Here is a 23,458-nt window from a genome sequence, read left to right on the forward strand (position 1 = left end):
TTGCCATGCGCGCTTGGTACAATCCACGCCGAATTTCAACTCGCCGACCCCGCCCCGCCATGGCTTCCAACCCTATTCCCAAGCCGCAGCCCCAGACGCTGCGGCCGATCCCGAGCATCATCTTCGCGTCGCGCTGGCTGCAACTGCCGCTGTACCTGGGCCTGATCGTCGCCCAGGGCGTCTACGTCTACCATTTCCTGATCGAAGTCTGGCATCTGCTCGCGCATGTGACCGAGTTCGACGAGAACAAGATCATGCTGGTTGTGCTGGGCCTGATCGACGTGGTGATGATCTCCAACCTGCTGATCATGGTGATCGTCGGCGGCTACGAGACCTTTGTCTCGCGGCTTGGCATCGACAACCACCCCGACGAGCCCGAATGGCTCGACCATGTCAACGCCGGCGTGCTGAAGGTCAAGCTGTCGATGGCGCTGATCGGGATTTCGTCGATCCACCTGCTCAAGACCTTTATCGACGCCGAGCAGCGCACCACCCATACCATCATGTGGCAGGTGGCGATCCACCTGGCGTTTCTGCTGTCGGCCGTGGCCATGGCGTGGGTGGACCGCATGGTGACCCATCCCGCCGGCGCGCACGCCAGGCATTGACAGCGGCTTGCGGATCCACCCGCTCGCTTTGCTACGGACCGCGGCCATGTGCCGCGGTTTTTGCTTTTGCGCCGGCGCGGCCGCCGGCAGCGGCGTTTGCCGCACATTAACGGCTGTGGACGGCTGTATGCAGCCGGGCAGAGCGCCGCCGCTCAGTGTATGATTTCGGGCTGTGTTTCACCGCTGCCCACCCCACAAAATGACCGTCATCAAGCAAGAAGACCTCATCCAGAGCGTCGCCGACTCCCTGCAGTACATCAGCTACTACCACCCGATGGACTACATCACCAGCCTGGGCCGCGCCTATGAGCTGGAGCAGAGCCCGGCGGCCAAGGACGCGATCGCGCAGATCCTGACCAACAGCCGCATGTGCGCCGAGGGCAAGCGCCCGATCTGCCAGGACACCGGCATCGTCACGGTCTTCGTCAAGGTGGGCATGGACGTGCGCTGGGATGGGGCTACCATGGGCCTGACCGACATGATCAACGAGGGTGTGCGCCGCGGCTACACGCATCCGGACAACGTGCTGCGCGCCTCGATCGTCAGCCCGCCCGAAGGCGGCCGCAAGAACACCAGGGACAACACCCCGGCCGTGATCCACTATGAAGTGGTGCCGGGCAACACCGTCGACATCCAGGTCGCGGCCAAGGGCGGCGGCTCGGAGAACAAGTCCAAGTTCGTGATGCTGAACCCGTCGGACTCGATCGTCGACTGGGTGCTGAAGACCGTGCCGACCATGGGCGCCGGCTGGTGCCCGCCCGGCATGCTGGGCATCGGCATCGGCGGCACCGCCGAGAAGGCGATGGTGATGGCCAAGGAATCGCTGATGGAGTCCATCGACATCCAGGACATCATCGCGCGCGGCCCGAAGGACTGGATCGAGGAACTGCGCGTCGAGCTGTACGAGAAGGTCAACGCGCTGGGCATCGGTGCGCAGGGCCTGGGCGGCCTGGCCACCGTGCTCGACGTCAAGATCATGGCCTGCCCGACGCATGCCGCGTCCAAGCCGGTGGCGATGATCCCCAACTGCGCCGCCACCCGCCACGTGCACTTCACGCTGGACGGCAGCGGCCCGGCCCGGCTGGAAGCGCCGGACCTGTCGCAATGGCCGAAGGTCGAGTGGGCGCCGAACACCGAGACCTCGAAGCGCGTCGACCTGGACACGCTGACCCCGGAAGAAGTCGCTTCGTGGAAGCCCGGCCAGACCCTGCTGCTCAACGGCAAGATGCTGACCGGCCGCGACGCCGCGCACAAGCGCATCGCCGACATGCTGGCCAAGGGCGAGAAGCTGCCGGTGGACTTCAAGAACCGCGTGATCTACTACGTCGGCCCGGTCGATCCTGTGCGCGACGAGGCGGTCGGCCCGGCCGGCCCCACCACCGCGACGCGCATGGACAAGTTTACCGAGATGATGCTGGCCGAGACCGGCCTGATCTCGATGATCGGCAAGGCCGAGCGCGGCCCGGTGGCAATCGAGGCGATCAAGAAGCACAAGTCGGCCTACCTGATGGCCGTGGGCGGCGCCGCCTACCTCGTCGCCAAGGCGATCAAGGCGGCCAAGGTGGTCGGCTTCGAAGACCTGGGCATGGAAGCCATCTACGAGTTCGAGGTCAAGGACATGCCGGTGACGGTCGCCGTGGACAGCGAAGGCACCTCGGTGCACAAGACCGGTCCCGCGGAATGGCAGGCCAGGATCGGCAAGATCCCGGTCGCGGCGCTGTAATTCGCAAAGGGCTACCCTGCTCCCCTCTCCCGCTTGCGGGAGAGGGGTTGGGGGATAGGGCCGGCGCTGGCAGAGGCGCAGGCCTTGACTTCGTCGAGGCTCCCGCCCTCACCCCCGGCCCCTCTCCCGCACGCGGGAGAGGGGAGAAAACCCTCCTCTTCCCCGTTCCGTGAACCCCGCACCCATCGGCGTCTTCGATTCCGGCCTCGGCGGCCTGTCCGTGCTGCGCGAGATCCGCGCGCTGCTGCCGCATGAATCGCTGCTGTACCTGGCGGATTCAAAATACGCGCCCTATGGCGAGAAGCCCGAGGCCTTTGTCGAGGCGCGCACGCTGCAGGCCTGCGAATGGCTGCTCGGCCAGGGTTGCAAGGCGCTGGTGATCGCCTGCAATACCGCCACCATGCATGCGGTGCAGACACTACGCGAGCGGCTGACGGTGCCGATCATCGGCGTCGAGCCCGGCCTGAAGCCCGCCGCCGCGGCCAGCCGCAGCAAGGTCGTGGGCGTGCTGGCGACCGCCAACACCCTCAAGAGCGCCAAGTTCGCGCGGCTGCTGACATCGCTGGAAGGCGAAAGCCGCTTCCTGTGCGAGGCGGGCCTGGGGCTGGTGTCGCTGATCGAGCAAGGCGAGACCGACGGCCCGGCCGTGCGCCAGCGCCTGGATGCCTACCTGACGCCCATGCTGGAGGCAGGCGCCGACACGCTGGTGCTGGGCTGCACCCATTACCCTTTTCTCGCCGGCACGATCCGCGCGATGGTTGGCGACCAGCTGGCACTGGTCGACACCGGCAGCGCCATTGCGCGCCAGCTGGCACGCAAGCTGGCCGAGCATGCGATGGCCGCGCCGCCCGATACGATCCCGCGTGACCGCTTTCTTTCCACCAAGGACGCCGCCCACTTGCGCGCGATGGCGGCGACGCTGCTGCAGGTGCAAGCCGACGCGGAAACCGTGGTGATCGAGCCGGCGCCGGCGTTCTGACCGGCGTCTCCGGCTAGCGCAGGAAGCCCAGCGGCCTGTGCTCGCGCACCTCGGGCTTGATCGCATGCTCCTGGCGTAGTTGCGCCAGGAATTCATCGGGCGTCAGCGCCTCGCCCAGCAGCACGCACTGGCGCTTGACCGTGGCGAAGTCGCCCGGCGTCAGGCAATCCATCGCCCCCAGGTCCGCGCGCATGGCGTCGGTCAGGCCGGCGGCGTCGCCGTCTAGCGCCTCGTCGACGAACATCGCCACGCGTTGCGCGGGCCTGAGCGCCAGGAAGCGGATCTTGAACGAGAAGCGGCGCAGCGCGGCTTCGTCGATGCGGTCGAACAGGTTGGTGGTGCAGATGAAGATGCCGTTGAAGCGCTCCATGCCCTGCAGCATCTCGTTGACCTCGGAGATCTCATAGTTGCGCACCGCCTGCTGGCGGCTCTGCATGAAGCTGTCGGCCTCGTCCAGCAGCAGCACCGCGCCGTCCTCTTCCGCACGCGCGAACATCGCGGCGATCTGCTGCTCGGTCTCGCCCACGTACTTGCTCATCAGGTCCGAGGCGCGCCGGATCATCAGCGGCAGGTCCAGCTCGGCCGCGATATGCTCGGCCAGCGCGGTCTTGCCGGTGCCGGGCGGACCATAGAAACACAGCGTGCCGCGCTGGCGCACGCGCAGCGCGTCGACGATCTTGACCACGTCGTAGCGGGTCTCGAGGTGCAGGTTCTCGAGCCGGTAGTGCGTGACCACCGGGCGCGCCTCGGCCTCGGGGCGCAGCCCCATGGCGCGGTCGGCATGCTCGAGCTGGCGCAGGATCAGCGCCTCCACCGGCTCTTCCACCGCGTCTTCCCCGTTCGGCTGCGCCAGTTCGACAAAGCGCGCCGCCGATTGCACCTGCGCCGGCGTCAGCGTCTTGCGCGCCGCCAGCCCGGCGATAAACGCATCGCTGACATCCAGCCCGCCCAGGTGCTTGCGGATGATGTTCTCGCGCACCAGCGGCGGCGGGATCTTCAGCTCCAGGTGGAACTGGAAGCGGCGCAGGTAGGCCGGGTCGATCTGCCGGATCGAATTGGAGATCCAGATCACCGGCACCGGGTTCTGCTCGAGCGTCTGGTTGACCCAGGCCTTGCCGTTGACCGACGCGCGCGTGTCCTCCTGGCCGAACAGGCTCATCAGCTCGCGCGCGCTGCCCGGGAACACGTCTTCGACCTCGTCGAACAGCAGCGCGGTATGGGCGCGCCCGCGCAGGAACGCCTGCGACACCTGCAGCGAGCGGTAGCGGTCCTTGCCCGACAGGCTGTTGCCGTCGCGGTCCAGGCAGTCGACCTCATACAGCTCGCAGCCGGCCTCGCGCGCCAGCAGCCGCGCGAACTCGGTCTTGCCGGTGCCGGGCGGACCGTAGATCAGCACGTTCACGCCGCTGGCGTGCTGGCGCGTGGCATTGGCCAGCAGCGCGCGCAGGTAGCGCGCGTCGGTGTCCACATGCGGATAGTCGGCGGTGGTCAGCGTGGGCGGCGCGGCCGGGCGCGTGAACACCGCCATCATCTCGGCCTCGTTGGCGTAGTTGCCGAGCAGCACGTGCAGCAGCCGGTCCGACAGCCGCATCAGGTCGCCCAGGTCGGTCACGCTGTTTTCCGGCAGCGGCTGCTCGATCAGGTTCAGCGTTTCCAGCCGCGAGCCGGGCCGCAGCGACGCCGCCACGTCGGCCGCGCCGGCGCCGGTCAGGCCGGCCAGGATCTGGAACGCCTCCTGGCTGTGCGCCACCTTGCAGTCGACCATCACCGCGCGCAGGTCGCGCTTGTACTTGGCCAGCGCCGCATACAGCAGCAGCTTGCGCTCGTGGTCGGGCAGGTCCAGCACGTGGCTGAGCATGTCGATATTGCGCACCAGCAGCACGCGCTCGCCTTCCAGCCGCTGGGCGATCGCCGCGGCCGAGGCGTCGAACACGGCGAACATGTCCTTGGCGTGGTGCTTGACGTACTCGTCGAGGTAATAGAACAGCGCGCTTTCGTCGAAGGCGCTGTTCCACTGGCCGTGGCGGTCGAGGAATTCTTCCGGGGTCAGGCGCGCCGCGCCCTTCCAGGCGGGCATGTCGGCGCAGCGCGCGGCCAGGAAGCGCTGCACGCGCAGCACCACGCCATAGGGCCACACCATCTCCTGCGCGCTGACGGTCAGCACATCGTTGATATTGCTGCGCAGGTTGAAGCGCGGCCCCAGCGCGCAGACCACGCGCAACGCGAACTGCGCGCACATCCAGTCCAGCGCCGAGCTGGACGAGGCCCCTGGCATGGAGCGCAGCAGCGTCGATCGGTCATCTTCAGCAAAACGTGTGAAGTCCATGGACGGGTCCCCGAGCGCGCGATGCGCAATGGCGGGCCGCGACAGGCGCACCGCCACGTCTGCGTTGTCTTCCTATGCTAGCGCGCTTTCCCGCGCCGCGGGCGCGCCGGTGCGCCGCCGGCGCCCGCCATGGTGGCCTGGGCCACCGAAACGCGGCGCGGTGCGAAAGCGTGCCGGCGCGCATGAATCAACCGTACTGCTCCTCCCCACCCTCCCGATTGGCTGCCGGGACTTGCCGGTATAACGCGCGCAGGCGGAAAATTCCAGTTGCGGCGCACAAATCACAACAAATAAGAATCATTATCGTTTATACTCACCCGCTGACACGCTGCCCCAGAGTGGCGCTCCCACGTCAACCCAGTTGAAGGAGCGTTTATCATGGAATTGCTGCTTAGCCTGCTGGTTGGTTGCGGCATCTCGCTGATCCTGTTCTACCGCAAGTGACGGCGCATGGCCGCCTGAGGTGTCGCCGCCGGCAGACTTTTGTTGTTGACACATGTTCGACCAACGCTTCTTAAAGATTACGCTCGCCGTGCTGCTGTTCCACGCCGGCCTGCTTTACCTGATCCAGAGCGGCCTGGGCCGCAAGCTCACCGAGGCCGTGATCGCGCCGGAAATCATTGCGCGCATCATTCCGCTCGAGCCGCCCAAGCAGGAAGCTCCGCCGGAGCCGCCCAAGCCCAAGCCGAAGCAGGAAACCCCGCCCAAGCAGGTCAAGGTGACCACGCCCAAGCCGACGCCGCCGCAACCGAAGCCGGCGCCGCAGCCGGTCGCCGACCTGCCGCCGACGCCTTCTGCACCTGAAGCACTGCCCGCCCCGCCGGCGCCTCCGGCACCGCCCGAGCCGGCGCCCGCACCGGTATCGGCCGCGCCGCGCGCCGTCGGCATCGGCGAAATCCAGTGCACGCCGCCGCAACCGAAGTATCCTTCCCAGTCGCGCCGCATGGGCGAGACCGGCAAGGCCGTGGTGCGGCTGACTACCGATGAAAGCGGCAAAGTCGTGAAGACCTCCGTGGTGTCGTCGAGCGGCTCGTCGCGGCTGGACCAGGCCGCGGTGGACGCGGTGCAGGCGATGCGCTGCAAACCCTATATGGACAACGGCCGCGCCGTCGCCGTCACGGCGCAGCAGCCGATCGGCTTCGAGCTGAACTGACCGCCCCGGATTTCCGATCTCTGATCTGACCTAAACCAAGCGAACTCACCAGGAAACCAACACATGCAGGACCTCGGACTCACCCACCTCTGGTCGCAAGGCGACTACGTCATGCGTGCGACCGCCATCATTCTGCTGATCATGTCGCTCGCCTCATGGATCGTGATCCTGACCAAGGCGTGGGATCTGGTGCGCCTGAAGAAGATGGCGCAAGGCGCGGAAAAGCGCTTCTGGCACTCGGACGATTTCGACCACGCCCTGGAAACGCTGGGCGCCGGCGATGCCAACCCATTCCGAACGCTGGCCATCGCCGGCAAGGAAGCCGCCCAGCACCATCGCGCCAGCCAGCCGCAACTGCACGACGTGATGGATATCTCCGACTGGCTGACGCGCTCGCTGAAGAGCTCCATCGATGAATCGGTGGCGCGCATGCAGTCGGGCCTGGCGGTGCTGGCCTCGGTGGGCTCGACCGCGCCGTTCGTCGGCCTGTTCGGCACCGTCTGGGGCATCTACCACGCGCTGATCGGCATCGGCGCGTCGGGCGTGCCGACCATCGACAAGGTTGCCGGCCCGGTGGGCGAGGCGCTGATCATGACCGCCTTCGGCCTGGCCGTGGCAATCCCGGCCGTGCTGGGCTATAACGCCCTCACCCGCGGCAACAAGTCGGTGATCTCGAAGCTCAACCGCTTCGCCCACGACCTGCACGCCTACTTCGTCACCGGCGCGCGCGTGCGCCCCACCGGCACCCGCGCCGAGGACGGCACCGTGCGCCTGGCCACGGCACAGCGCTAAACCGCTAGCAAGGAAGTCATCATGGCATTCGGCACTATCGAAGGGGACGACGACGAGGTGATGAGCGAGATCAACATGACGCCGCTGGTCGACGTCATGCTGGTGCTGCTGATCATCTTCATCATCACCATCCCCGTGATCAACCACGCGGTGAAGATCGACCTGCCGCGCGCCACCAACACGCCGAACGACCCGAAGCCGCAGAACATCAACGTGTCCATCGATGCAAGCGGCAAGGTCTTCTGGAACCAGGTGGAAGTGGACCAGGCCACGCTGGAAAGCAATATCGCGCTGGCCGCGCAGCAGCAGCCGCAGCCTGAACTGCACCTGCGCGCGGACCGCGAGGTGCGCTACGAGCGCGTGGCAGAGGTCATGGCCGCCGCGCAGCATGGCGGCCTGGGCAAGATCGGCTTCATCACCGAGCCCAAGCAGTAAGCCGGCGCCCGCGGGCGCGCTCGCACGATAAAGGGCACCTTCGGGTGCCCTTTTGTCATGGTGCCGCCGGCTCGCACACCGGTGCCCGCACGCGCCCTGGCACCAGCCGTAGCCGTTGGCTGAATCTTAGCGGCAGGCTCTTGTAATGATAACAATTCTCATTTAATATCTTTCCATCGACTGCGCCAGTCGCGGCATGATCGCCCCTGGTTGCACTCCCCTTACTCTCCCACCGCAGAACGGAGCCAGATGATGAGCACACTTTCCCTGCCGCTGTCGCAACCCCGTGAAGTCACGCGCCGCAGTTTGTCGCTGCGGCGTGTCGACGTGGCCGCGCAGCCTCGCCGGGACGCCAGCGCGAAGGCCGCCCCGTCGGCAATCGCCTCGGTCAAGTCCGCCGTGGCCGCCCTGCCCGCGCGCCTGGAAGCGCTGGTGCGCGACAGCCTGAGCTCGGCGCCCGCCGGCGAGCCGGTGGCGCTGGAAGCCATCATGCGTGGTGCCAGCACGCTGCCGATCCTGCACAACGGCGAGGTCTACACGCTGCGCGTGACCCGCTACGGCAAGCTGATCCTGACGAAATGACGCGGCCCCGCGGCGATTTCCGCAGGGAGGCAGCCCGGGGGAAGCGATTCGAAGCCCGCGCCATGCGCGGACGCCACGAACGTGGCAGCAAAGACTTTTGTGGGGACCACCTCGGAACGAGGTGTTGGGCAGTAGCCAGGTATGCGTGCCGCAGGCGGGAGTCAGACCCCACGCCAGGCCGGCCGTACTAAGCCATGCCCTCTTTTATGCCGCCCCGCAGGCCACGCCTGCGGGGCTTTTTCATGCGCCGGCGCGGCGCCGGCGCGTTTCGCCTTACAGGCCCAGCGCGGCGATGCCGGCGCGCGCGACCTGCGCGTCCTCAGTCGACTTCACGCCCGACACGCCAACGGCACCCACCACCTGCTCGTTGCAGACGATGGGCACGCCGCCCTCCAGCATGCCGTGCAGCACCGGCGCCGTCATGAACGAGTAGCGGCCGTTGTTGATCATGTCTTCGTAGACCTTCGACTCACGGCGGCCCAGCGCCGAGGTACGGGCCTTTTCGCCGGCGATATAGGCCGAGATCGGCGCGGCGCCGTCCAGGCGCTGCATGGCCAGCATATGGCCGCCGTCGTCGACCACGACGATGGACACGGCCCAGTGATGGTTCTTTGCCTCGGTTTCCGCTGCGGCCATGATCTTCTTCACGTCGTCTGCCGTCAGAACCGTCTTTTGCTGCATGCCACTCTCCTGGTCATTGATTTGGATTGAGGCCGAAGTATAGCGCCGCACCTGCGCCACCGTCATGCCGAGCGGGCCGCCACGGCAGCCCGCACACCATGCGCGCCACGACAAAATGGCCCGCGAGCGGGCCATTGGTCATGCGACGACTGCAGCGCTGCGGTCAGGCGCCATCGGTGAACGGATCGGGCTTGCCCACGCGGGCGCCGTCGGTGTACGGGTCAGTCTTGCCGACACGCGCGCCGTCGGTGAACGGGTCCGGCTTGCCGATCTTCGCGCCATCGGTGTACGGGTCGACTGCGCCGATCTTGGCGCCGTCGAGATACGGGTCGACCTTGCCCACCGCAGCGAACGAGGCGGTGGACGCAGTGCCCAGGACCGCCAGCGCGGCGGCGGCAATCATGGCTTGTTTGATCTTCATGAGATTCCCCTTGCTTCTTGGTTGGTCACGGCATCGCGCGCCAGCCAAGGCCGACGTCATTGCGATGTCACACAACTAGTTTAGGGAAAACCCTTATACAGGTGCAGGTGATGCTTTGAGCAGTCTGTTCAAATATTTTGACGTCGATCAAATTGCGCCACGCCGACCGGAACCAGCCGGGCGCCGTTATGTCGCAGCGCCAAAACGAAAGGGCCCGCAACGGGCCCTTTCAGGGAACAGCTGGATCGACGATCGCGCTTAGTCGCGCCACCTGCCGTGACCATGACCATGGCCGTGTCCATGGCCGCGCCCACGGTGATAGCCCGGCGGGCCATAGTAGCCGCGGTGGCCGCCGTAATAGCGCGGCGGACCATAGTAGCCAGGACCGTAGTAGACCGGGCGGGGGCGAACCACCACCGGCGGGGGACCATAATAGACCGGCGCCGGCGCCACCACGACGGGCGGCGGGCCATAGTAGGCGGGCGCGGGCGGATAATACGCCGGCGCACCGATCACCACGCCCGGAACGCCAACGGATACGCCAACGCTCACATGGGCCATGGCTGCGCCAGACGCCAACCCGGCGGCGATACCGCATGCTGCAAGCCACCAACGTTTCATATCCGCCTCTCAAAGTGGGATGTCTCGTAACTGGTATTTTAGAGGTTGGGAAATTTCCAGGTGCAACGGGCCACACGACATTGTTACCAGCCGTAACAGTGTCGTCACTTTTCGATGGAGGCGGGCCAGAGGGAGTCGGCATCGCCGCGCCCTGCTCTGCCGGCTCAGCCGCAGCTTGCATCCGCGATGCGGAGCCACCACAATATCGGGCTTGCCTGCGCTGCGGTCGCCGGGGTCCACGCGGACACCCGATGCAGCGAGCGCTCGCGCCCGAGTGGTGAAATCGGTAGACACAAGGGACTTGAACAATTTGAGCCTTCGGGGGGAAACGCCCGAAGTGACGCCCGTCAAAGTCGGCGAACGCCCTGGATGCGAAGGCATCCGAGCCAACGCCGAGCCAAGCCCGTCCGCAATGGCCGGGAAGGTGTAGAGAGCAGACGGCGGGCACCTACGGCCGCAAGGCTATGGTGAAGGCGTGCTCCAGCCCACGAACAGCGCCCGCGCTGGCGGCGAAAGCCGAAGTGGGAAGAAAATCCCTCGCCGCAAGGCGTGCCGGTTCGATTCCGGCCTCGGGCACCACACTCCGTTGCCACCGTCCACATGGTGGCGACCTGCTGCCGGTCGCAGGATGCTGAGCGTCCGCCGCGGCCTATCCCGCAAAAATGCAGAAAGGGGGCCATCGCCCCCTTTTCCGCCTGGGTCCGGATCGCGCCGTCACGCCATCGCGTAGCACATCAGCGCCCCCACTCCCATCAGGAACACGAACAGCACCCCCGCCAGCGCCAGCGGCTTGCGTCCGGCGCGCACCAGGTCGCCGATGCGGGTGTGCAGGCCGATCGCCAGCATGGCGCAGGCCAGCAGCCAGTTGTCGAGCGCGATCAGCGGTGCCTTCCAGGCAGCCGGCACGGCGCCGGCCGAGTTGACCGCCATCACCGCGACAAAGCCCACCGCGAACCACGGCACCGACTTCATGATGCCGCTCATGCGGCCGGCCGCAGCGCCGGACTTGGCTTGCTGCGACCCGCCCTGGGGCCACAGCGCCATTACCAGCAGCAGCGGGCCCAGCGCCAGCACGCGCACCATCTTCGCCACCACCGCGGCGTCGGCGGTCGGCTCGCTGATCATCTTGCCGGCGGCAATCACCTGCGCCACCTCGTGCAGCGTCGCCCCGGTGAAGATACCGAACATGCACTCGCTGACGGCCCAGTGCCAGTGGCCGGTAGCGAGTTCGTACAGGTAGGGGTAGAGCAGCATGCCGACGGTCCCGAACAGCACCACCGTCGCCACGGCCACGGCAGTCTGCTTGTCGTCGGTGCGCACCACCGACGACACGGCAATGGCGGCGGCCGCGCCGCAGATGGCGCTGCCGGAGCTGACCAGGATCGCCTCGCGGCGGCTCAGGCCGAAGAAGGACGTGCCGACCCAGGTGCCGAACAGCAGCGTCGCGACCAGCATGGTCAGCGGCACCGCGATGCCGGGCAGTCCCAGCGCGACGATCGAGGCGAAGGTCAGGCGCAGCCCGTACAGCGCCACGCCCAGGCGCAGCAGGTGATGCCGCGCCACCTGCATGCCGGGGGCCAGCGGCGCCAGCCAATGGCGCGGCAGCGTATTGGCAGCGACCATGCCGGCGCACATCGCCAGCGTCAGCGCGCTGAGCCCGTAGCGCGATACCGCCGGATGCTCGGCCAGCGCGATCGCCAGCCATGCAATGCCGCCCAGCGGGAGCAGCGTCAGCAGTCGCTGCGACCAGGGCGGCGGCAAGGCCGGCGCGGCAGGCGCGGTGGCCGGCGCGGTGGCCGGTGTAGTGCGGGGGCTGGACACGGAAGACATGGCGGGCTCGGGTTGGTGTGCTTGAGTGACTCCAGCGTAATGGCGCCCGCCTAACCCGTAAAACGGGTAATATCGTTATGCGTTATTGATATTTCCGATATGGACCTTCACCCCAGCCCTCCCCCGTCGCCCCGGCCCGAGCAGCGCCCGTTGCGCCTGACGCTGCGCCAGTTGTCCGTGTTCGTGGCGGTGGCCCAGCATGGCAGCACCATGGCGGCGGCCCAGGCGCTGGCGATGTCGCAATCGGCGGTCAGCGCCTCGCTGGCCGAGCTGGAGCGTGCGCTGGACAGCCCGCTGTTCGACCGCATCGCCCGCCGCCTCAGCATCAACGAGACCGGGCGGCAGTTTTTCCCGCGGGCGCTGTCGCTGCTGGACCAGGCGCAGGAACTGGAGCGCTTTGCCGGCCAGACCGGGGTCCAGTTGCGCATCGCCGCCAGCAATACCATCGGCAGCTATATGCTGCCGCCGCTGCTGGCGGGCTTCCGCCACTCGCGCAGCGGCCCGTGCACGCTGGACCTGCGCATCGGCAATACCCGCGAGGTGCTGCAATCGCTGCTGCAGTTCGAAGCCGATATCGGCCTGGTCGAGGGCGCCAGCCATGAGCGCGACCTGCGCAGCGTGCGCTGGTGCGACGACGAGATGGTCGTGATCGTCGGCCCCTCCCATCCGCTTGCCCGCGCACCGCATGACCTGGTGGCGCTGCGCGATGCCGAGTGGATCGTGCGCGAGCCCGGCTCGGGCACGCGCGAGGTGATCGAGGAGCGGCTGGTGCCGCTGCTGGGCGAGTTGCGCTTCGCGCTGGAACTGGGCAATGCCGAGGCCATCAAGCGCGCGGTGATGAGCGGCTTTGGCGTCAGCTGCCTGTCGCTGCACGTGGTGCGCGACGAACTGGAGCGCGGCACGCTGGTGGCGATCCGCGAGGGCATGCCGCGCATCGTGCGGCCGCTGCAGCTGGTGGTGCACCAGGACAAGTTTCCGACCCAGGGGCTGCTGGCGTTCACCGAATACCTGCGCACCATGGCGCCGCGGATCGGCGCGTGAACCACGCCCGGCACCTCGCCGGGCATCCGCTCAGGCCGCTCAGGCGGGCTGCGGGTCAGCGCTCCGGCTGCGGCGCGCCGTGTACAGGTCCAGCATGTGGAACAGCACGGGATTGAGCATGATCGACAGCAGCGCGCCGGCCAGGATCAGCGCCTGGCCGCGCTCGGGCAGGACCTTCAGGTAGACCCCCAGGCTGGCGAGGATGAACGAAAACTCGCCGATCTGCGCCAGGCTGACGGCAATGGTCATGCCGGTCTGCCCCGAATGCCCGAAGGCGCGCATGATGCCCAGCGCCGCCAGCGACTTGCCGACCACGATGATAAACACCGTCGCCAGCACGCCCCACGGGTCATTGACCAGCACCATCGGGTCGAACAGCATGCCCACGGAAACGAAGAACAGCACGGCGAAGGCATCGCGCAGCGGCAGCGATTCCTCGGCTGCGCGATGGCTGAATTCGGATTCCGCCAGCACCATGCCGGCAAAGAACGCGCCCAGCGCGAACGAGACACCAAACAATGCGTAGGCGCCGTAGGCCACGCCCAGCGCCGTCGCCAGCACGCCCAGGCGGAACATCTCGCGGTTGCCGGTCCAGACAATGCGCTCGAGCATCCACGGAATAAAGCGGCGGCCGATCACCAGCATCACCGCGACGAACGCCGCCACCTTGCCCAGCGTGGCGAGGATCGCCAGCACCACCTCGCCGGTGCCCGGGCCGGCCTCGCCGGAAGCCAGGTCCGCGCCGGCCAGCAGCCCCGCCATCGCCGGCAGCAGCACCAGCGCCAGCACCATCGCCAGGTCTTCCACGATCAGCCAGCCGACGGCGATGCGCCCCTGCGGCGATTCCACCAGGTCGCGCTCCTGCAGGGCCTTCAGCAGCACCACGGTGCTGGCCACCGACAGCGCCAGCCCGTACACCAGTCCCTGCCCCCACGACCAGCCGAAGCCCCAGGCCACCAGCATGCCCATCAGCGTGGCAATGCCGATCTGCACCACCGCGCCAGGAATGGCGATGCGCCTGACCGCCATCAGGTCCTTGATCGAGAAATGCAGGCCCACGCCGAACATCAGCAGGATCACGCCAAGCTCGGCCAGCTCCGGCGCCAGCGCCTGGTCGGCGGTGTAGCCGGGCGTATGCGGCCCCACCACGATGCCCGCGCACAGGTAGCCGATCAACGGCGGCAGGCGCAGCCGGCTGGCGACCGCGCCAAGGATAAAGGCCAGGACGATACCGCCGACGATGGTACTGATAAGCGGGGTGGCGTGATGCATGCGTGCGGGATTCCTCGTGTCAGGGGCTGAACGGCTAACCCGCTCCCTTGCCCTGGCAAGTGGCACAGCGCATCCGGCGCGCACCAGCGGTCAGCGCGGGACAGTCGCCGCAACCATCGGCAGCAGCATCGGAACGGGGAAGAACGGGAAGTGCCGCAGCGGCCCCGGACACGCCGGCGGCGCGTCACGGATCGGGGATGGCGATTGACATGCTGCCCCGCGAACCCGGCCGCGGAGCCCCCCGAAAAGCGTACGACAGGAGTAATGTAACATGCCCGCCACGTCGCGGCGGCGCAGCCGGGACCGGGAAAACAAAAACGGCGCCATGAGGCGCCGTTCTGCTTGCAACTGGAGGCGGAGGTCGGAATCGAACCGGCGTACACGGCTTTGCAGGCCGCTGCATAACCACTCTGCCACCCCGCCAGGTGACGTGCTGCTGGATTGTATCCGCATTCAGCTGAAGCTGCCGCAGCGCAGGGATGCGGCCAACCGCCGTGCGGCGATCCAACCCAAACAAAAAGGGAAGCCTTGCTTCCCTTTGGGGATTGGAGCGGGAGACGAGTCTCGAACTCGCGACCTCAACCTTGGCAAGGTTGCGCTCTACCAACTGAGCTACTCCCGCATACAACTTTGTACTGCCAGCCCCGCATCGCGATGATCACGCTGCCGGACCTGTTTTGACCTGGAGCGGGAGACGAGTCTCGAACTCGCGACCTCAACCTTGGCAAGGTTGCGCTCTACCAACTGAGCTACTCCCGCAGGGCACTGCCGAAATCCAATCAGGTGTTTTATGCTGCAAAACGCTGGTATCTCACAACATCTTGCGCTAAACCCACCTTATCTCGCTGCTTTCGCTTGCGTCGTCAGCAACGAGAATGAGATTATGCAAAGAACTGCCCTCCTCGTCAACCTCTTTTTCGAATTTCTTTTCACTTCGGCGCGCCGGCGCGCGCCACCGCGCCGCTGCGCTCGCGGATCTGCGGCCATGCCAGCTTCATGTAGTAAATCATCGACCACAGCGTCAGCACCGCCGCGACGTAGATCATCCAGGTGCCGAGCAGGTGGGCGTCAAAGCCGAGCAGGCGGTCGCTGAACAGCAGCAGCGGAATCGCCACCATTTGCACGGTGGTCTTGAGCTTGCCGAGGAAATTCACCGCGACGCTCTTGGACGCTCCGATCTGCGCCATCCATTCGCGCAGCGCGGAAATGGTGATTTCGCGCCCGATGATCACCAGCGCGATCAGGTCGGTGACCCGGTCCAGCGCCAGCAGCGACAGCAGCGCCGCCGTCACCATCAGCTTGTCGGCGACGGGGTCCAGGAACGCGCCGAACGACGAGGTCTGGTTCCAGCGCCGCGCGAGGAAGCCATCCAGCCAGTCGGTCACCGCGGCGATGATGAAGAACGCCGCCGCGGTGAGGTTCTTGGTATGCATCGGCAGCCAGGCGTCGGGCAGGTAGAAGACCCCTACCACCAGTGGAATCATGGCGACGCGAAGCCAGGTCAGCAGGATCGGGATATTGAAGGGCATGGAACTCGGACGGCGGGGGGGACGGTAACCAATCCTGCGATTGTCGCCGATTTCGGCGCCAATCGAGCATTATTGGCGATTCGCGTGCCGGCCCGCCGCCTGGCGCGGCGGGCGCGGTCAGTGCAGCTGCCGGTAGATTTCCTCGGCCAGCCCGCGGGAAATGCCCTCGACGCTGGCCAGTTCGTCGATGCTGGCGGCCATCACGCCGCGCAGCCCGCCGAAGCGCGTCAGCAGCTTCTGGCGCCGGCGCGCGCCGATACCCTCGATCTCTTCCAGCCGCGAAGTGGTGCGCGTCTTGGCGCGGCGCGCGCGCATGCCGGTGATGGCAAAGCGATGCGCCTCGTCGCGGATCTGCGCCACCAGCATCAGCGCCGCGCTGCCCTGGCCCAGTTCCAGCGCAGGGCGGCCATCGGCGAACACCAGCGTCTCCAGCCCCACCTTGCGCCCCTCCCCCTTGGCCACGCCGACCAGCAGGCCGATATCCAGGCCCAGTTCCTCGAACACCTGCCGCGCCACCTCGACCTGGCCCTTGCCGCCGTCGATCAGCACGATCTGCGGCACCAGCGCCGCGGCTTCGCTGCCGCCGTCTTCCTGGATCTGCTCGACCAGCTTCTGGTAGCGCCGCGTCAGCACCTGCCGCATCGCCGCGTAGTCGTCGCCGGGGATGATGTCCTGGATGTTGTAGCGGCGGTATTCGCTGTTCTGCATGTCGTGATGGTGGTACACCACGCACGACGCCTGCGTGGCCTCGCCGGCGGTATGGCTGATGTCGAAGCACTCGACGCGCAGCAGCGCCAGGTCTTCCAGGTCCAGCCCGATGGTTTCCGCCAGCGCGCGCGTGCGCGCTTCCTGGCTGCCCTGCTCGGCCAGGCGGCGCGACAGCGCCAGCGCCGCGCCCTGCTGCGCCATTTCCAGCCAGATCTTGCGCTGGCCCTGCGGCTGGCGCACCAGCGTGACCTTGCGCCCGGCGTGCAGCGCCAGCGCCTCGAGCACCGCGGCATCGTCGGGCACATGGCTGACCACGACGATCGGCGGCGCCGGCTGCTCCAGGTAATGCTGCACCATGAACGCCGACAGCACGCGCGTGGCGATGCGGTCCACCGTCAGCGGCAACGCGGCCTCCGCGCTGGCAGCACCGTCAGCGCTTTCCTCGACACGCTCGTCGGCATCCTCGACGATCATCGCGGCCTCGTCGGCATGGGCCGGGAAATAGGCCTTGTCGCCGAGATGGCGGCCGCCGCGCACCATGGCGAGGTTGACGCAGGCGCGGCCACCCTCGACCGCCACGGCCAGCACGTCGATGTCGCGCGCCTGCCCGCCCACCTCTTCCACCGCCTGGCGCTTGAGCACGGTCGACAGCGCCGCGATCTGGTCGCGCACCGCCGCCGCCTGCTCGAATTCCAGCCGTTCGGCGTGCTGCTCCATCTTGCCCTGCAGGCCTTCCAGCACCTCGCTCTGGCGGCCTTGCAGGAAGCGCGCCGCGTTGGCGACATCGCGCGCGTAGTCTTCCTCGCTGATGGCGTTGACGCAAGGCCCGGTGCATCGGTGGATCTGGTGCAGCAGGCACGGCCGCGTGCGGTTGTTGAAGACGGTGTCCTCGCAGGTGCGCAGCTGGAACACCTTCTGCAGGATCTGCATGCTCTCGCGCACCGCATAGGCGCTAGGGAACGGGCCGAAGTACTGGTGCTTGCGGTCGGTGGCGCCGCGGTAGTACGCCATGCGCGGGAAGCGGTGCCCGGTCAGCTTCAGGAACGGGTACGACTTGTCGTCGCGGAACAGGATGTTGTAGCGCGGCGCGAGCGCCTTGATCAGGTTGTTCTCGAGCAGCAGCGCCTCGGCCTCGGTTCGCACCACCGTGGTGTCGATGCGCGCGATGCGCGACACCATCATCGCGATGCGCGGCGACAGCTGGGTCTTGTTGAAGTAGCTCGCCACACGCTTCTTCAGGTCGCGCGCCTTGCCCACGTACAGCACGTTGCCGTTCGCGTCGAAATAGCGGTAGACGCCCGGCAGGCCGGGCAGGCGCGAGATGACCGGGCGGGCGTCGAAGGGCTCGGCGGGTGCGTCGGCTGCGGGGGCATCGGCCGGTACCTGGTCGGCGGGATTCGGGGAATCGGGTTGCTGGTCTGACATGTGGGGACGGTGACCGCTGCGGGCCGGCGCGCGTCAACGCCGCGCGGCCTCTAAAATCGCAAGTTTAGAGCAATTCAACCGGGCACCCCGCCCACCACCACCTCTCATGCCTATCCGTTCCTGGGACATCTTCTGCACCGTGATCGACAACTTCGGCGACATCGGCGTGTGCTGGCGGCTGGCGCGCCAGCTGGCGCAGGAACATGGCCACGCGGTGCGGCTGTGGGTCGATGACCTGGCCAGCTTTGCCCGGCTGGCGCCGGAGCTGGACACCGCCGCCGCGGCCCAGCACCTTGCCGGCGTGGAAATCCGGCCCTGGCATCCCGCCGCCGCGCCCGGCGAAGCCGACGGCACCGCCGGCGCCGTCCCGCACGATGCCGTCATCGAGGCCTTCGCCTGCCACCTGCCGCAGGCGTTCCTCGAGCGCATGGCTGCGCGCGCGCCCAAACCCGCCTGGATCAACCTGGAGTACCTGAGCGCCGAGCCCTGGGTGCGCGAACACCACGCGATGCCGTCGCCCCATCCGCGGCTGCCGCTGGTCAAGCACTTCTTCTTTCCCGGCTTCGAGCCCGGCACCGGCGGCCTGCTGCGTGAATCGATGCTGGGCGCGCAACGCCAGTCGTTCCTGGACGGTGCGGCGGCGCAGGCGTCACTGTGGCACCGTCTGGGCGTGACGCCGCTGACCGACGCGCTGCGCGTGAGCCTGTTCGCCTACCGCAACCCCGCCCTGCCGGGGCTGCTGGAGCAATGGCGCGACGGCGCCGAGGCCGTCCATTGCCTGGTGCCCGCGGGCCTGGCGGCGAGCCAGGTGGCGGAGTGGCTCGGCGCCCCGCTGGCGCCTGGCCGCCCGGTGGCGCGCGGCAGCTTGTGCGTGCAGGCCATCCCGTTCGTGCGCCAGGAGCACTATGACGAACTGCTGTGGGCCTGCGACCTGAATTTCGTGCGCGGCGAGGACTCGTTCGTGCGCGCGCAGTGGGCGGCGCGGCCGCTGGTCTGGCACATCTATCCGCAGGACGACGAGGCCCACCGGGTCAAGCTCGACGCCTGGCTGGCCCTGTTCGCGAACAGCGGCGTGGCGCCGGAAGCGGCGGCCGCGCTGGCGGATTTCTGGCACGCCTGGAACGGCTACGGCAATGCGCCCGACTGGCCGCGCCTACGGGCGCAGCTGCCGGCACTTGCGGCGATCGCGCCGCGCTGGGAGCGGCGTTTGCAGCATCCCGGCGACCTTGCCGCCAACCTGGTGGCGTTTTGCGAAAATCAGGTAAAATAACCGGTTGATCCAAATGGCGACCGGGCCGGAGAACCACGGTCTGGCCCGGCGTGAATGAGCACGCCAGGCACAGACCCAAAGCAAGCTGGGCACGGGGTCGCGAGCGCGTGGATCCTGGCTCTCGCGGGCTTACCGCGGGCACGCCGGCAGCGCGCCTTCGCCATTCCAAATTCCTAGACTTTATTTTTCAGGAAATCAGTTCAGATGAAAATCGCACAGGAACTCCGCGTCGGTAACGTGTTCATGATCGGCGGCGATCCGATGGTCGTGCAGAAGGCCGAGTACAACAAGTCGGGCCGCAACGCCGCTGTGGTCAAGATGAAGTACAAGAACCTGCTGACGGACGCACCGGGCGAGTCGGTGTTCAAGGCCGACGACAAGTTCGAAGTGGTGGTGCTCGAGCGCCGCGAATGCACCTACTCGTACTTCGCTGACCCGATGTACGTGTTCATGGACGCCGACTACAACCAGTACGAAGTCGAGAAGGACAGCATGGGTGACTCGCTGAACTACCTCGAGGACGGCATGAACGTCGAAGTCGTGTTCTACAACGACAAGGCCATCTCGGTCGAAATGCCGACCACGCTGGTGCGCGAGATCGTCTACACCGAGCCGGCCGTCAAGGGCGACACCTCGTCGGGCAAGGTGCTCAAGGGCGCCAAGATCAACACCGGCTTCGAGCTGCAAGTGCCGCTGTTCTGCAACATCGGCGACAAGATCGAAATCGACACCCGCACCGGCGAATACCGCAGCCGCGCCAACTAAGGCGCTGGTTTCGCCCCGCCTCTGCGCGGGGCCGGTCAACGAAAATGGCAGCCTAGGCTGCCATTTTTGTTTCCGCACGAGACCCCGCTCAGGCGATCAGCTCGTGTTCCTTCAGCGTGCGCAGCGCGGCGCGGTACTCGCCCTCCTGGTGCAGCTTGTTCCAGTCCAGCGGCTTGCGCCGCGCAAACAGCTTGCGGATACGGCGCTGCGAGGCCTTGTCGATCTCCACGTCCAGCTCGCTCAACAGCTGGTCGGCCCGGTCCGGGTGGTTGCAGATCAGCACCATGTCGCAGCCCGCGGTCAGCGCGGCACGCGCGGCCTCGGTGACATTGCCGGCGACGCTGGCGCCTTCCATGCTGAGGTCGTCGCTGAAGATCACGCCCTCGAAGCCCAGCTGCGCGCGCAGCACGTCCTGCAGCCAGTAGCGCGAGAAGCCGGCCGGGCTGGGATCGACCTTGGGGTAGATCACGTGCGCCGGCATCACCGACGACAGCGACAGGCCCAGCCATTCATACGGGCGCGCGTCCTGCCCCAGGATCTCGTCCAGCGCGCGCTCGTCGACCGGGATCGCCACGTGCGAATCCGCCTCGACGTAGCCGTGACCGGGAAAGTGCTTGCCGCAGTTGCTCATGCCGGCCAGCAGCAGGCCGTGGTTCAGGTGGCCGGCCAGCATCGACACCACGCGCGGGTCGGCGTGGAAGGCGCGGTCGCCGATCACGGCGCTGCGGCCGTAGTCGAGATCCAGCACCGGGGTGAAGCTCAGGTCGATATCGCAGGCGCGCAGCTCGGCCGCCAGCACATAACCACAGGCGACCGCGGCCTTGGTCGCGGCCAGCACGTCGCGCTCCCACAGCTCGCCCAGGCGCTGCATTGCCGGCAGGTGGGTAAAGCCGTCGGTCTTGCAGCGCTGCACCCGCCCGCCTTCATGGTCGATGCAGATCAGCACGTCGTCGCGCACTGCGCGGATCGCGCGCGTCAGCGCCTGCAGCTGCGCGCGCGACTCGAAGTTGCGCGCGAACAGGATCACGCCGCCGGTGAGCGGATGCGCGATGCGGCGCGCGTCTTCCGCGTCGAGCTGCTTGCCGACGACATCGAGGACCACCGGGCCCGGCCGCTTGCCGGAATTCTTCTTGGACATGGATGGGGTTGGGTTCACAAGGCAGTAGTTTGAGACGCCGCCGCGCCGCTGCGCTCGGCAATGGCGAAGGCGACCGCGTAATCGTGTTCGTCACTGACACTGACCCGCACGACCAGCCCGCGTTGCGCAAGCCACGCAGCCAGCTCGCCATGGCACACCGCGGTGGGCTCGCCGGAGGGCAGGTTCATCAATTCCATCGCGCGCCACGTCATCGGCCAGCGCATGCCCAGGCCGATCGCCTTGGAGAACGCCTCCTTGGCCGCGAAGCGCGTCGCCAGGAAGGCCAGGCCGCGCTTTTCCGAGCGGGCCTTGCGGGCATGGTACTTGGCCAGTTCATCGGGGCCCAGCACCTTCTCGGCGAAACGGCCGTTGGTGCGCGTCATCACGCCCTGCACGCGGGCGATCTGGATGATGTCGGTGCCGAGGCCGTAAATCACGCCGGGGCACCCCCGGCAGGATATTGCGTGCCCAGGCGCGCGGCGACCATGATGGCCTTCATTTCGCGCACCGCGTTCTCCCAGCCGGCGAAGACCGCATGCGCGACGATGGCGTGGCCGATGTTCAGTTCCTTGATGCCCGGCAGTGCCGCGATCGGCTGCACGTTGGTGTAGTGCAGCCCGTGGCCGGCATTGACCACCAGGCCGTGCTTCTGGCCGGCATCGGCGCCGTCGGCGATGCGGCGGAACTCGATTGCCTGCTCGCCCGGCGTATGCGCGTCGGCATAGCGCCCGGTATGCAGCTCGATCACGGGCGCGCCGCAGGCCGCAGCCGCGGCGATCTGGTCGGCGTCCGGGTCGATGAACAGCGATACGCGGATGCCGGCGCCGGCCAGCTGCGCGCACGCCGCCTTCACCTGCTCGAAGCGGCCGGCGACGTCCAGCCCGCCTTCGGTGGTCACCTCTTCGCGGCGCTCGGGCACCAGGCACACGTCCTGCGGGCGGATTTCGCAGGCGATGTCGAGCATCTCCTGCGTGATCGCGCACTCCAGGTTCATGCGCGTGGCCAGCTGCGGGCGCAGCGCGCGCACGTCGGCGTCGCGGATATGGCGACGGTCTTCGCGCAGGTGCAGCGTGATCAGGTCGGCGCCGGCCTGCTCCGCCAGCAGCGCGGCGCGAATGGGATCGGGGTAGACGGTGCCGCGCGCGTTGCGCAGCGTGGCCACATGGTCGATGTTGACGCCAAGGTCGATGACGCCCGGATTTGCGTGGAAGATCATGCGAGCAGGTGCAGGAGTAAGTCAGAGGTTCTTGTCGTTCAGAGATACTGCAGGTCGATCAGTATCTGGCGCGTCTTCAGCGGCGCACCCTGCAGATAATAATGCAGCAGGAAACGCATCAGCGCGCGGCTTTGCGCGGCGGTCTGCGCGCGGCTGTAGTCGTCCTGCGCCATGTCCAGCAGCGTTTGCCCCGACACCACCGGCCACGTCGACGGGTCGCTCGGCTGGGCGCGGCGCACGCCGCGCTCTGGCTGGTAGACATAATCCAGGCCCGGCTGGACCCGCTCGCCGGTGCTCAGGCACTGGTCGAACGCCACCGCAAAGCCGGTCTCCTGCAGCAGCACGCGCTCGAAGCCGCGCAGCACCAGGCCGGCCTGCTCGCCATGCGCCAGCCGTGTAAGCGTCGACAGGTAATGGCGGAACAGCACCGGATGCGCATCTTCGCGCGGGCAGAAGCGCATCAGCAGTTCGTTCAGGTAGAACGCCGACAGCAGCGCATCGCCGGCCAGCGGCGGCATGCCGCCGACCCACTCGGCTTTGGTCAGGGTCTTGACCTCGCCGCGCCCGCTCCACGACACCGAGACCGGGTGGAAGTGCTGCAGCACCGCGCGCAGCGCCGAGTGCGGGCGCTTCGCGCCCTTGGCCACCATCGAGATGCGGCCGTAGTCGCGCGTGAACAGGTCCAGGATCAGGCTGGTCTCGCGATAGGGCCAGGCGTGCAGCACGAAGCCGGGCTGCTCCGCCACGCGCGATTCGGGCCGCGCCGGCACGATGCGCATGGCGCGATCCATCATCGCACGCGCGGCGGCGTCGGCCATGCCGGGCAGCGCGCCGCTGCCGAGCAGCTCGGCGGCCTCGTCGACCACGGGGTCGGCGCGCCGGGCCTTGGGCGCCGGCGCGCGCGCGATGTCAGCGGTCTTGCTCACGGGGCGCTCGCTGGGGG

The 23,458-nt window shown here is 67.5% G+C and carries 22 protein-coding genes and 3 tRNA genes; 10 read left to right on the plus strand and 15 right to left on the minus strand.

Annotated elements, in window-relative coordinates; all coding sequences use genetic code 11:
- The first annotated feature begins 59 nt into the window (after positions 1-59).
- The 3 genes from CBM2594_RS11215 (at position 60) to murI (ending at position 3,310) form a co-directional block, all read left to right on the plus strand.
- Complete coding sequence (locus CBM2594_RS11215) at positions 60-608, plus strand: TIGR00645 family protein (RefSeq protein ID WP_116356884.1); 549 nt, start codon at positions 60-62, stop codon at positions 606-608.
- Positions 609-807: 199 nt separating this feature from the next.
- On the plus strand, positions 808-2,331 hold the full coding sequence (locus tag CBM2594_RS11220; RefSeq protein ID WP_116356885.1) for a fumarate hydratase: 1,524 nt from the start codon (positions 808-810) through the stop codon (positions 2,329-2,331).
- A 169-nt stretch (positions 2,332-2,500) separates the two neighbouring features.
- Positions 2,501-3,310, plus strand: coding sequence for a glutamate racemase (murI, locus tag CBM2594_RS11225; protein ID WP_116356886.1), 810 nt, complete (start codon positions 2,501-2,503; stop codon positions 3,308-3,310).
- Between the two features lie 13 nt (positions 3,311-3,323).
- Here the strand turns inward: murI and CBM2594_RS11230 are convergent, their stop codons facing one another.
- Positions 3,324-5,636, minus strand: a complete 2,313-nt coding sequence (locus CBM2594_RS11230) for an AAA family ATPase (RefSeq protein ID WP_116357770.1) — start codon at positions 5,634-5,636, stop codon at positions 3,324-3,326.
- A 496-nt stretch (positions 5,637-6,132) separates the two neighbouring features.
- Here CBM2594_RS11230 and CBM2594_RS11235 point away from each other — a divergent pair, with 496 nt between their 5' ends.
- From CBM2594_RS11235 to CBM2594_RS11250, 4 genes are all read left to right on the plus strand, one after another.
- Positions 6,133-6,789: an energy transducer TonB gene (locus tag CBM2594_RS11235; protein ID WP_116356887.1), complete on the plus strand. Its 657-nt coding sequence runs from the start codon at positions 6,133-6,135 to the stop codon at positions 6,787-6,789.
- A 63-nt stretch (positions 6,790-6,852) separates the two neighbouring features.
- Positions 6,853-7,581 (plus strand): MotA/TolQ/ExbB proton channel family protein, encoded by a 729-nt coding sequence (locus CBM2594_RS11240; protein ID WP_116356888.1) that lies wholly within the window; start codon positions 6,853-6,855, stop codon positions 7,579-7,581.
- A gap of 21 nt (positions 7,582-7,602) precedes the next feature.
- On the plus strand, positions 7,603-8,016 hold the full coding sequence (locus CBM2594_RS11245) for an ExbD/TolR family protein (protein WP_116356889.1): 414 nt from the start codon (positions 7,603-7,605) through the stop codon (positions 8,014-8,016).
- 252 nt (positions 8,017-8,268) lie between these two features.
- Positions 8,269-8,598: a hemin uptake protein HemP gene (locus tag CBM2594_RS11250; protein WP_116357771.1), complete on the plus strand. Its 330-nt coding sequence runs from the start codon at positions 8,269-8,271 to the stop codon at positions 8,596-8,598.
- Between the two features lie 273 nt (positions 8,599-8,871).
- Here CBM2594_RS11250 and CBM2594_RS11255 read toward each other — a convergent pair whose 3' ends face one another.
- From CBM2594_RS11255 to CBM2594_RS11265, 4 genes are all read right to left on the minus strand, one after another.
- Complete coding sequence (locus CBM2594_RS11255; protein ID WP_116356890.1) at positions 8,872-9,279, minus strand: heme-binding protein; 408 nt, start codon at positions 9,277-9,279, stop codon at positions 8,872-8,874.
- A gap of 163 nt (positions 9,280-9,442) precedes the next feature.
- Positions 9,443-9,700 (minus strand): hypothetical protein, encoded by a 258-nt coding sequence (locus CBM2594_RS11260; RefSeq protein WP_116356891.1) that lies wholly within the window; start codon positions 9,698-9,700, stop codon positions 9,443-9,445.
- A 258-nt stretch (positions 9,701-9,958) separates the two neighbouring features.
- On the minus strand, positions 9,959-10,321 hold the full coding sequence (locus tag CBM2594_RS26820; RefSeq protein ID WP_116356892.1) for a hypothetical protein: 363 nt from the start codon (positions 10,319-10,321) through the stop codon (positions 9,959-9,961).
- A gap of 714 nt (positions 10,322-11,035) precedes the next feature.
- A complete protein-coding gene (locus tag CBM2594_RS11265; RefSeq protein WP_116356893.1) occupies positions 11,036-12,151 on the minus strand; it encodes a YeiH family protein in 1,116 nt (371 codons plus the stop codon).
- A 99-nt stretch (positions 12,152-12,250) separates the two neighbouring features.
- Here CBM2594_RS11265 and CBM2594_RS11270 point away from each other — a divergent pair, with 99 nt between their 5' ends.
- A complete protein-coding gene (locus CBM2594_RS11270; protein ID WP_116356894.1) occupies positions 12,251-13,192 on the plus strand; it encodes a LysR family transcriptional regulator in 942 nt (313 codons plus the stop codon).
- A gap of 39 nt (positions 13,193-13,231) precedes the next feature.
- Here CBM2594_RS11270 and CBM2594_RS11275 read toward each other — a convergent pair whose 3' ends face one another.
- From CBM2594_RS11275 to uvrC, 6 genes are all read right to left on the minus strand, one after another.
- Complete coding sequence (locus tag CBM2594_RS11275; RefSeq protein ID WP_116356895.1) at positions 13,232-14,464, minus strand: cation:proton antiporter domain-containing protein; 1,233 nt, start codon at positions 14,462-14,464, stop codon at positions 13,232-13,234.
- Between the two features lie 349 nt (positions 14,465-14,813).
- Positions 14,814-14,887, minus strand: a tRNA-Cys gene (locus tag CBM2594_RS11280).
- A 123-nt stretch (positions 14,888-15,010) separates the two neighbouring features.
- Positions 15,011-15,086: transfer RNA gene (locus CBM2594_RS11285), tRNA-Gly, on the minus strand.
- A gap of 61 nt (positions 15,087-15,147) precedes the next feature.
- Positions 15,148-15,223, minus strand: a tRNA-Gly gene (locus tag CBM2594_RS11290).
- Positions 15,224-15,393: 170 nt separating this feature from the next.
- The gene (pgsA, locus tag CBM2594_RS11295; protein WP_116356896.1) at positions 15,394-15,993 is read right to left on the minus strand and encodes a CDP-diacylglycerol--glycerol-3-phosphate 3-phosphatidyltransferase; all 600 of its coding nucleotides are present in this window, start codon (positions 15,991-15,993) and stop codon (positions 15,394-15,396) included.
- A gap of 117 nt (positions 15,994-16,110) precedes the next feature.
- Complete coding sequence (uvrC, locus tag CBM2594_RS11300; protein WP_116356897.1) at positions 16,111-18,126, minus strand: excinuclease ABC subunit UvrC; 2,016 nt, start codon at positions 18,124-18,126, stop codon at positions 16,111-16,113.
- A gap of 106 nt (positions 18,127-18,232) precedes the next feature.
- Here uvrC and earP point away from each other — a divergent pair, with 106 nt between their 5' ends.
- Both earP and efp read left to right on the plus strand, forming a co-directional pair.
- Entirely contained in the window at positions 18,233-19,396 is a 1,164-nt protein-coding gene (gene earP, locus CBM2594_RS11305) for an elongation factor P maturation arginine rhamnosyltransferase EarP (protein WP_116356898.1), read from the plus strand.
- Between the two features lie 204 nt (positions 19,397-19,600).
- Positions 19,601-20,161 carry an elongation factor P gene (gene efp, locus CBM2594_RS11310; protein WP_010814696.1) on the plus strand — a complete coding sequence of 187 codons (561 nt, stop codon included), beginning with the start codon at positions 19,601-19,603 and terminating at the stop codon, positions 20,159-20,161.
- Positions 20,162-20,249: 88 nt separating this feature from the next.
- On the opposite strand, the gene nagZ is transcribed toward efp, so the two are convergent.
- Genes nagZ through recO form a run of 4 tightly spaced genes read right to left on the minus strand, consistent with a single transcriptional unit; the run spans position 20,250 to position 23,441 of the window.
- On the minus strand, positions 20,250-21,299 hold the full coding sequence (nagZ, locus tag CBM2594_RS11315; RefSeq protein WP_116356899.1) for a beta-N-acetylhexosaminidase: 1,050 nt from the start codon (positions 21,297-21,299) through the stop codon (positions 20,250-20,252).
- Between the two features lie 14 nt (positions 21,300-21,313).
- Positions 21,314-21,736 carry a holo-ACP synthase gene (gene acpS / locus CBM2594_RS11320; protein WP_116356900.1) on the minus strand — a complete coding sequence of 141 codons (423 nt, stop codon included), beginning with the start codon at positions 21,734-21,736 and terminating at the stop codon, positions 21,314-21,316.
- Positions 21,733-22,515, minus strand: coding sequence for a pyridoxine 5'-phosphate synthase (gene pdxJ / locus CBM2594_RS11325; protein ID WP_116356901.1), 783 nt, complete (start codon positions 22,513-22,515; stop codon positions 21,733-21,735). The genes acpS and pdxJ overlap by 4 nt, the downstream gene beginning before the upstream one ends.
- 38 nt (positions 22,516-22,553) lie before the next feature.
- Entirely contained in the window at positions 22,554-23,441 is an 888-nt protein-coding gene (gene recO, locus CBM2594_RS11330; protein ID WP_116356902.1) for a DNA repair protein RecO, read from the minus strand.
- Positions 23,442-23,458: the final 17 nt, after the last annotated feature.

It is taken from the genome of Cupriavidus taiwanensis, from assembly GCF_900249755.1.
Taxonomy (GTDB): domain Bacteria; phylum Pseudomonadota; class Gammaproteobacteria; order Burkholderiales; family Burkholderiaceae; genus Cupriavidus; species Cupriavidus taiwanensis_D.

Coding starts and splice junctions, on each gene's coding strand:
- CBM2594_RS11215 (WP_116356884.1), top strand. CDS start 60: ATGGCTTCCAACCCTATTCCCAAGCCGCAGCCCCAGACGCTGCGGCCG.
- CBM2594_RS11220 (WP_116356885.1), top strand. CDS start 808: ATGACCGTCATCAAGCAAGAAGACCTCATCCAGAGCGTCGCCGACTCC.
- CBM2594_RS11230 (WP_116357770.1), bottom strand. CDS start 5,636: ATGGACTTCACACGTTTTGCTGAAGATGACCGATCGACGCTGCTGCGC.
- CBM2594_RS11235 (WP_116356887.1), top strand. CDS start 6,133: ATGTTCGACCAACGCTTCTTAAAGATTACGCTCGCCGTGCTGCTGTTC.
- CBM2594_RS11240 (WP_116356888.1), top strand. CDS start 6,853: ATGCAGGACCTCGGACTCACCCACCTCTGGTCGCAAGGCGACTACGTC.
- CBM2594_RS11245 (WP_116356889.1), top strand. CDS start 7,603: ATGGCATTCGGCACTATCGAAGGGGACGACGACGAGGTGATGAGCGAG.
- CBM2594_RS11250 (WP_116357771.1), top strand. CDS start 8,269: ATGAGCACACTTTCCCTGCCGCTGTCGCAACCCCGTGAAGTCACGCGC.
- CBM2594_RS11255 (WP_116356890.1), bottom strand. CDS start 9,279: ATGCAGCAAAAGACGGTTCTGACGGCAGACGACGTGAAGAAGATCATG.
- CBM2594_RS11260 (WP_116356891.1), bottom strand. CDS start 9,700: ATGAAGATCAAACAAGCCATGATTGCCGCCGCCGCGCTGGCGGTCCTG.
- CBM2594_RS26820 (WP_116356892.1), bottom strand. CDS start 10,321: ATGAAACGTTGGTGGCTTGCAGCATGCGGTATCGCCGCCGGGTTGGCG.
- CBM2594_RS11265 (WP_116356893.1), bottom strand. CDS start 12,151: ATGTCTTCCGTGTCCAGCCCCCGCACTACACCGGCCACCGCGCCGGCC.
- CBM2594_RS11270 (WP_116356894.1), top strand. CDS start 12,251: ATGGACCTTCACCCCAGCCCTCCCCCGTCGCCCCGGCCCGAGCAGCGC.
- CBM2594_RS11275 (WP_116356895.1), bottom strand. CDS start 14,464: ATGCATCACGCCACCCCGCTTATCAGTACCATCGTCGGCGGTATCGTC.
- pgsA (WP_116356896.1), bottom strand. CDS start 15,993: ATGCCCTTCAATATCCCGATCCTGCTGACCTGGCTTCGCGTCGCCATG.
- uvrC (WP_116356897.1), bottom strand. CDS start 18,126: ATGTCAGACCAGCAACCCGATTCCCCGAATCCCGCCGACCAGGTACCG.
- earP (WP_116356898.1), top strand. CDS start 18,233: ATGCCTATCCGTTCCTGGGACATCTTCTGCACCGTGATCGACAACTTC.
- efp (WP_010814696.1), top strand. CDS start 19,601: ATGAAAATCGCACAGGAACTCCGCGTCGGTAACGTGTTCATGATCGGC.
- nagZ (WP_116356899.1), bottom strand. CDS start 21,299: ATGTCCAAGAAGAATTCCGGCAAGCGGCCGGGCCCGGTGGTCCTCGAT.
- pdxJ (WP_116356901.1), bottom strand. CDS start 22,515: ATGATCTTCCACGCAAATCCGGGCGTCATCGACCTTGGCGTCAACATC.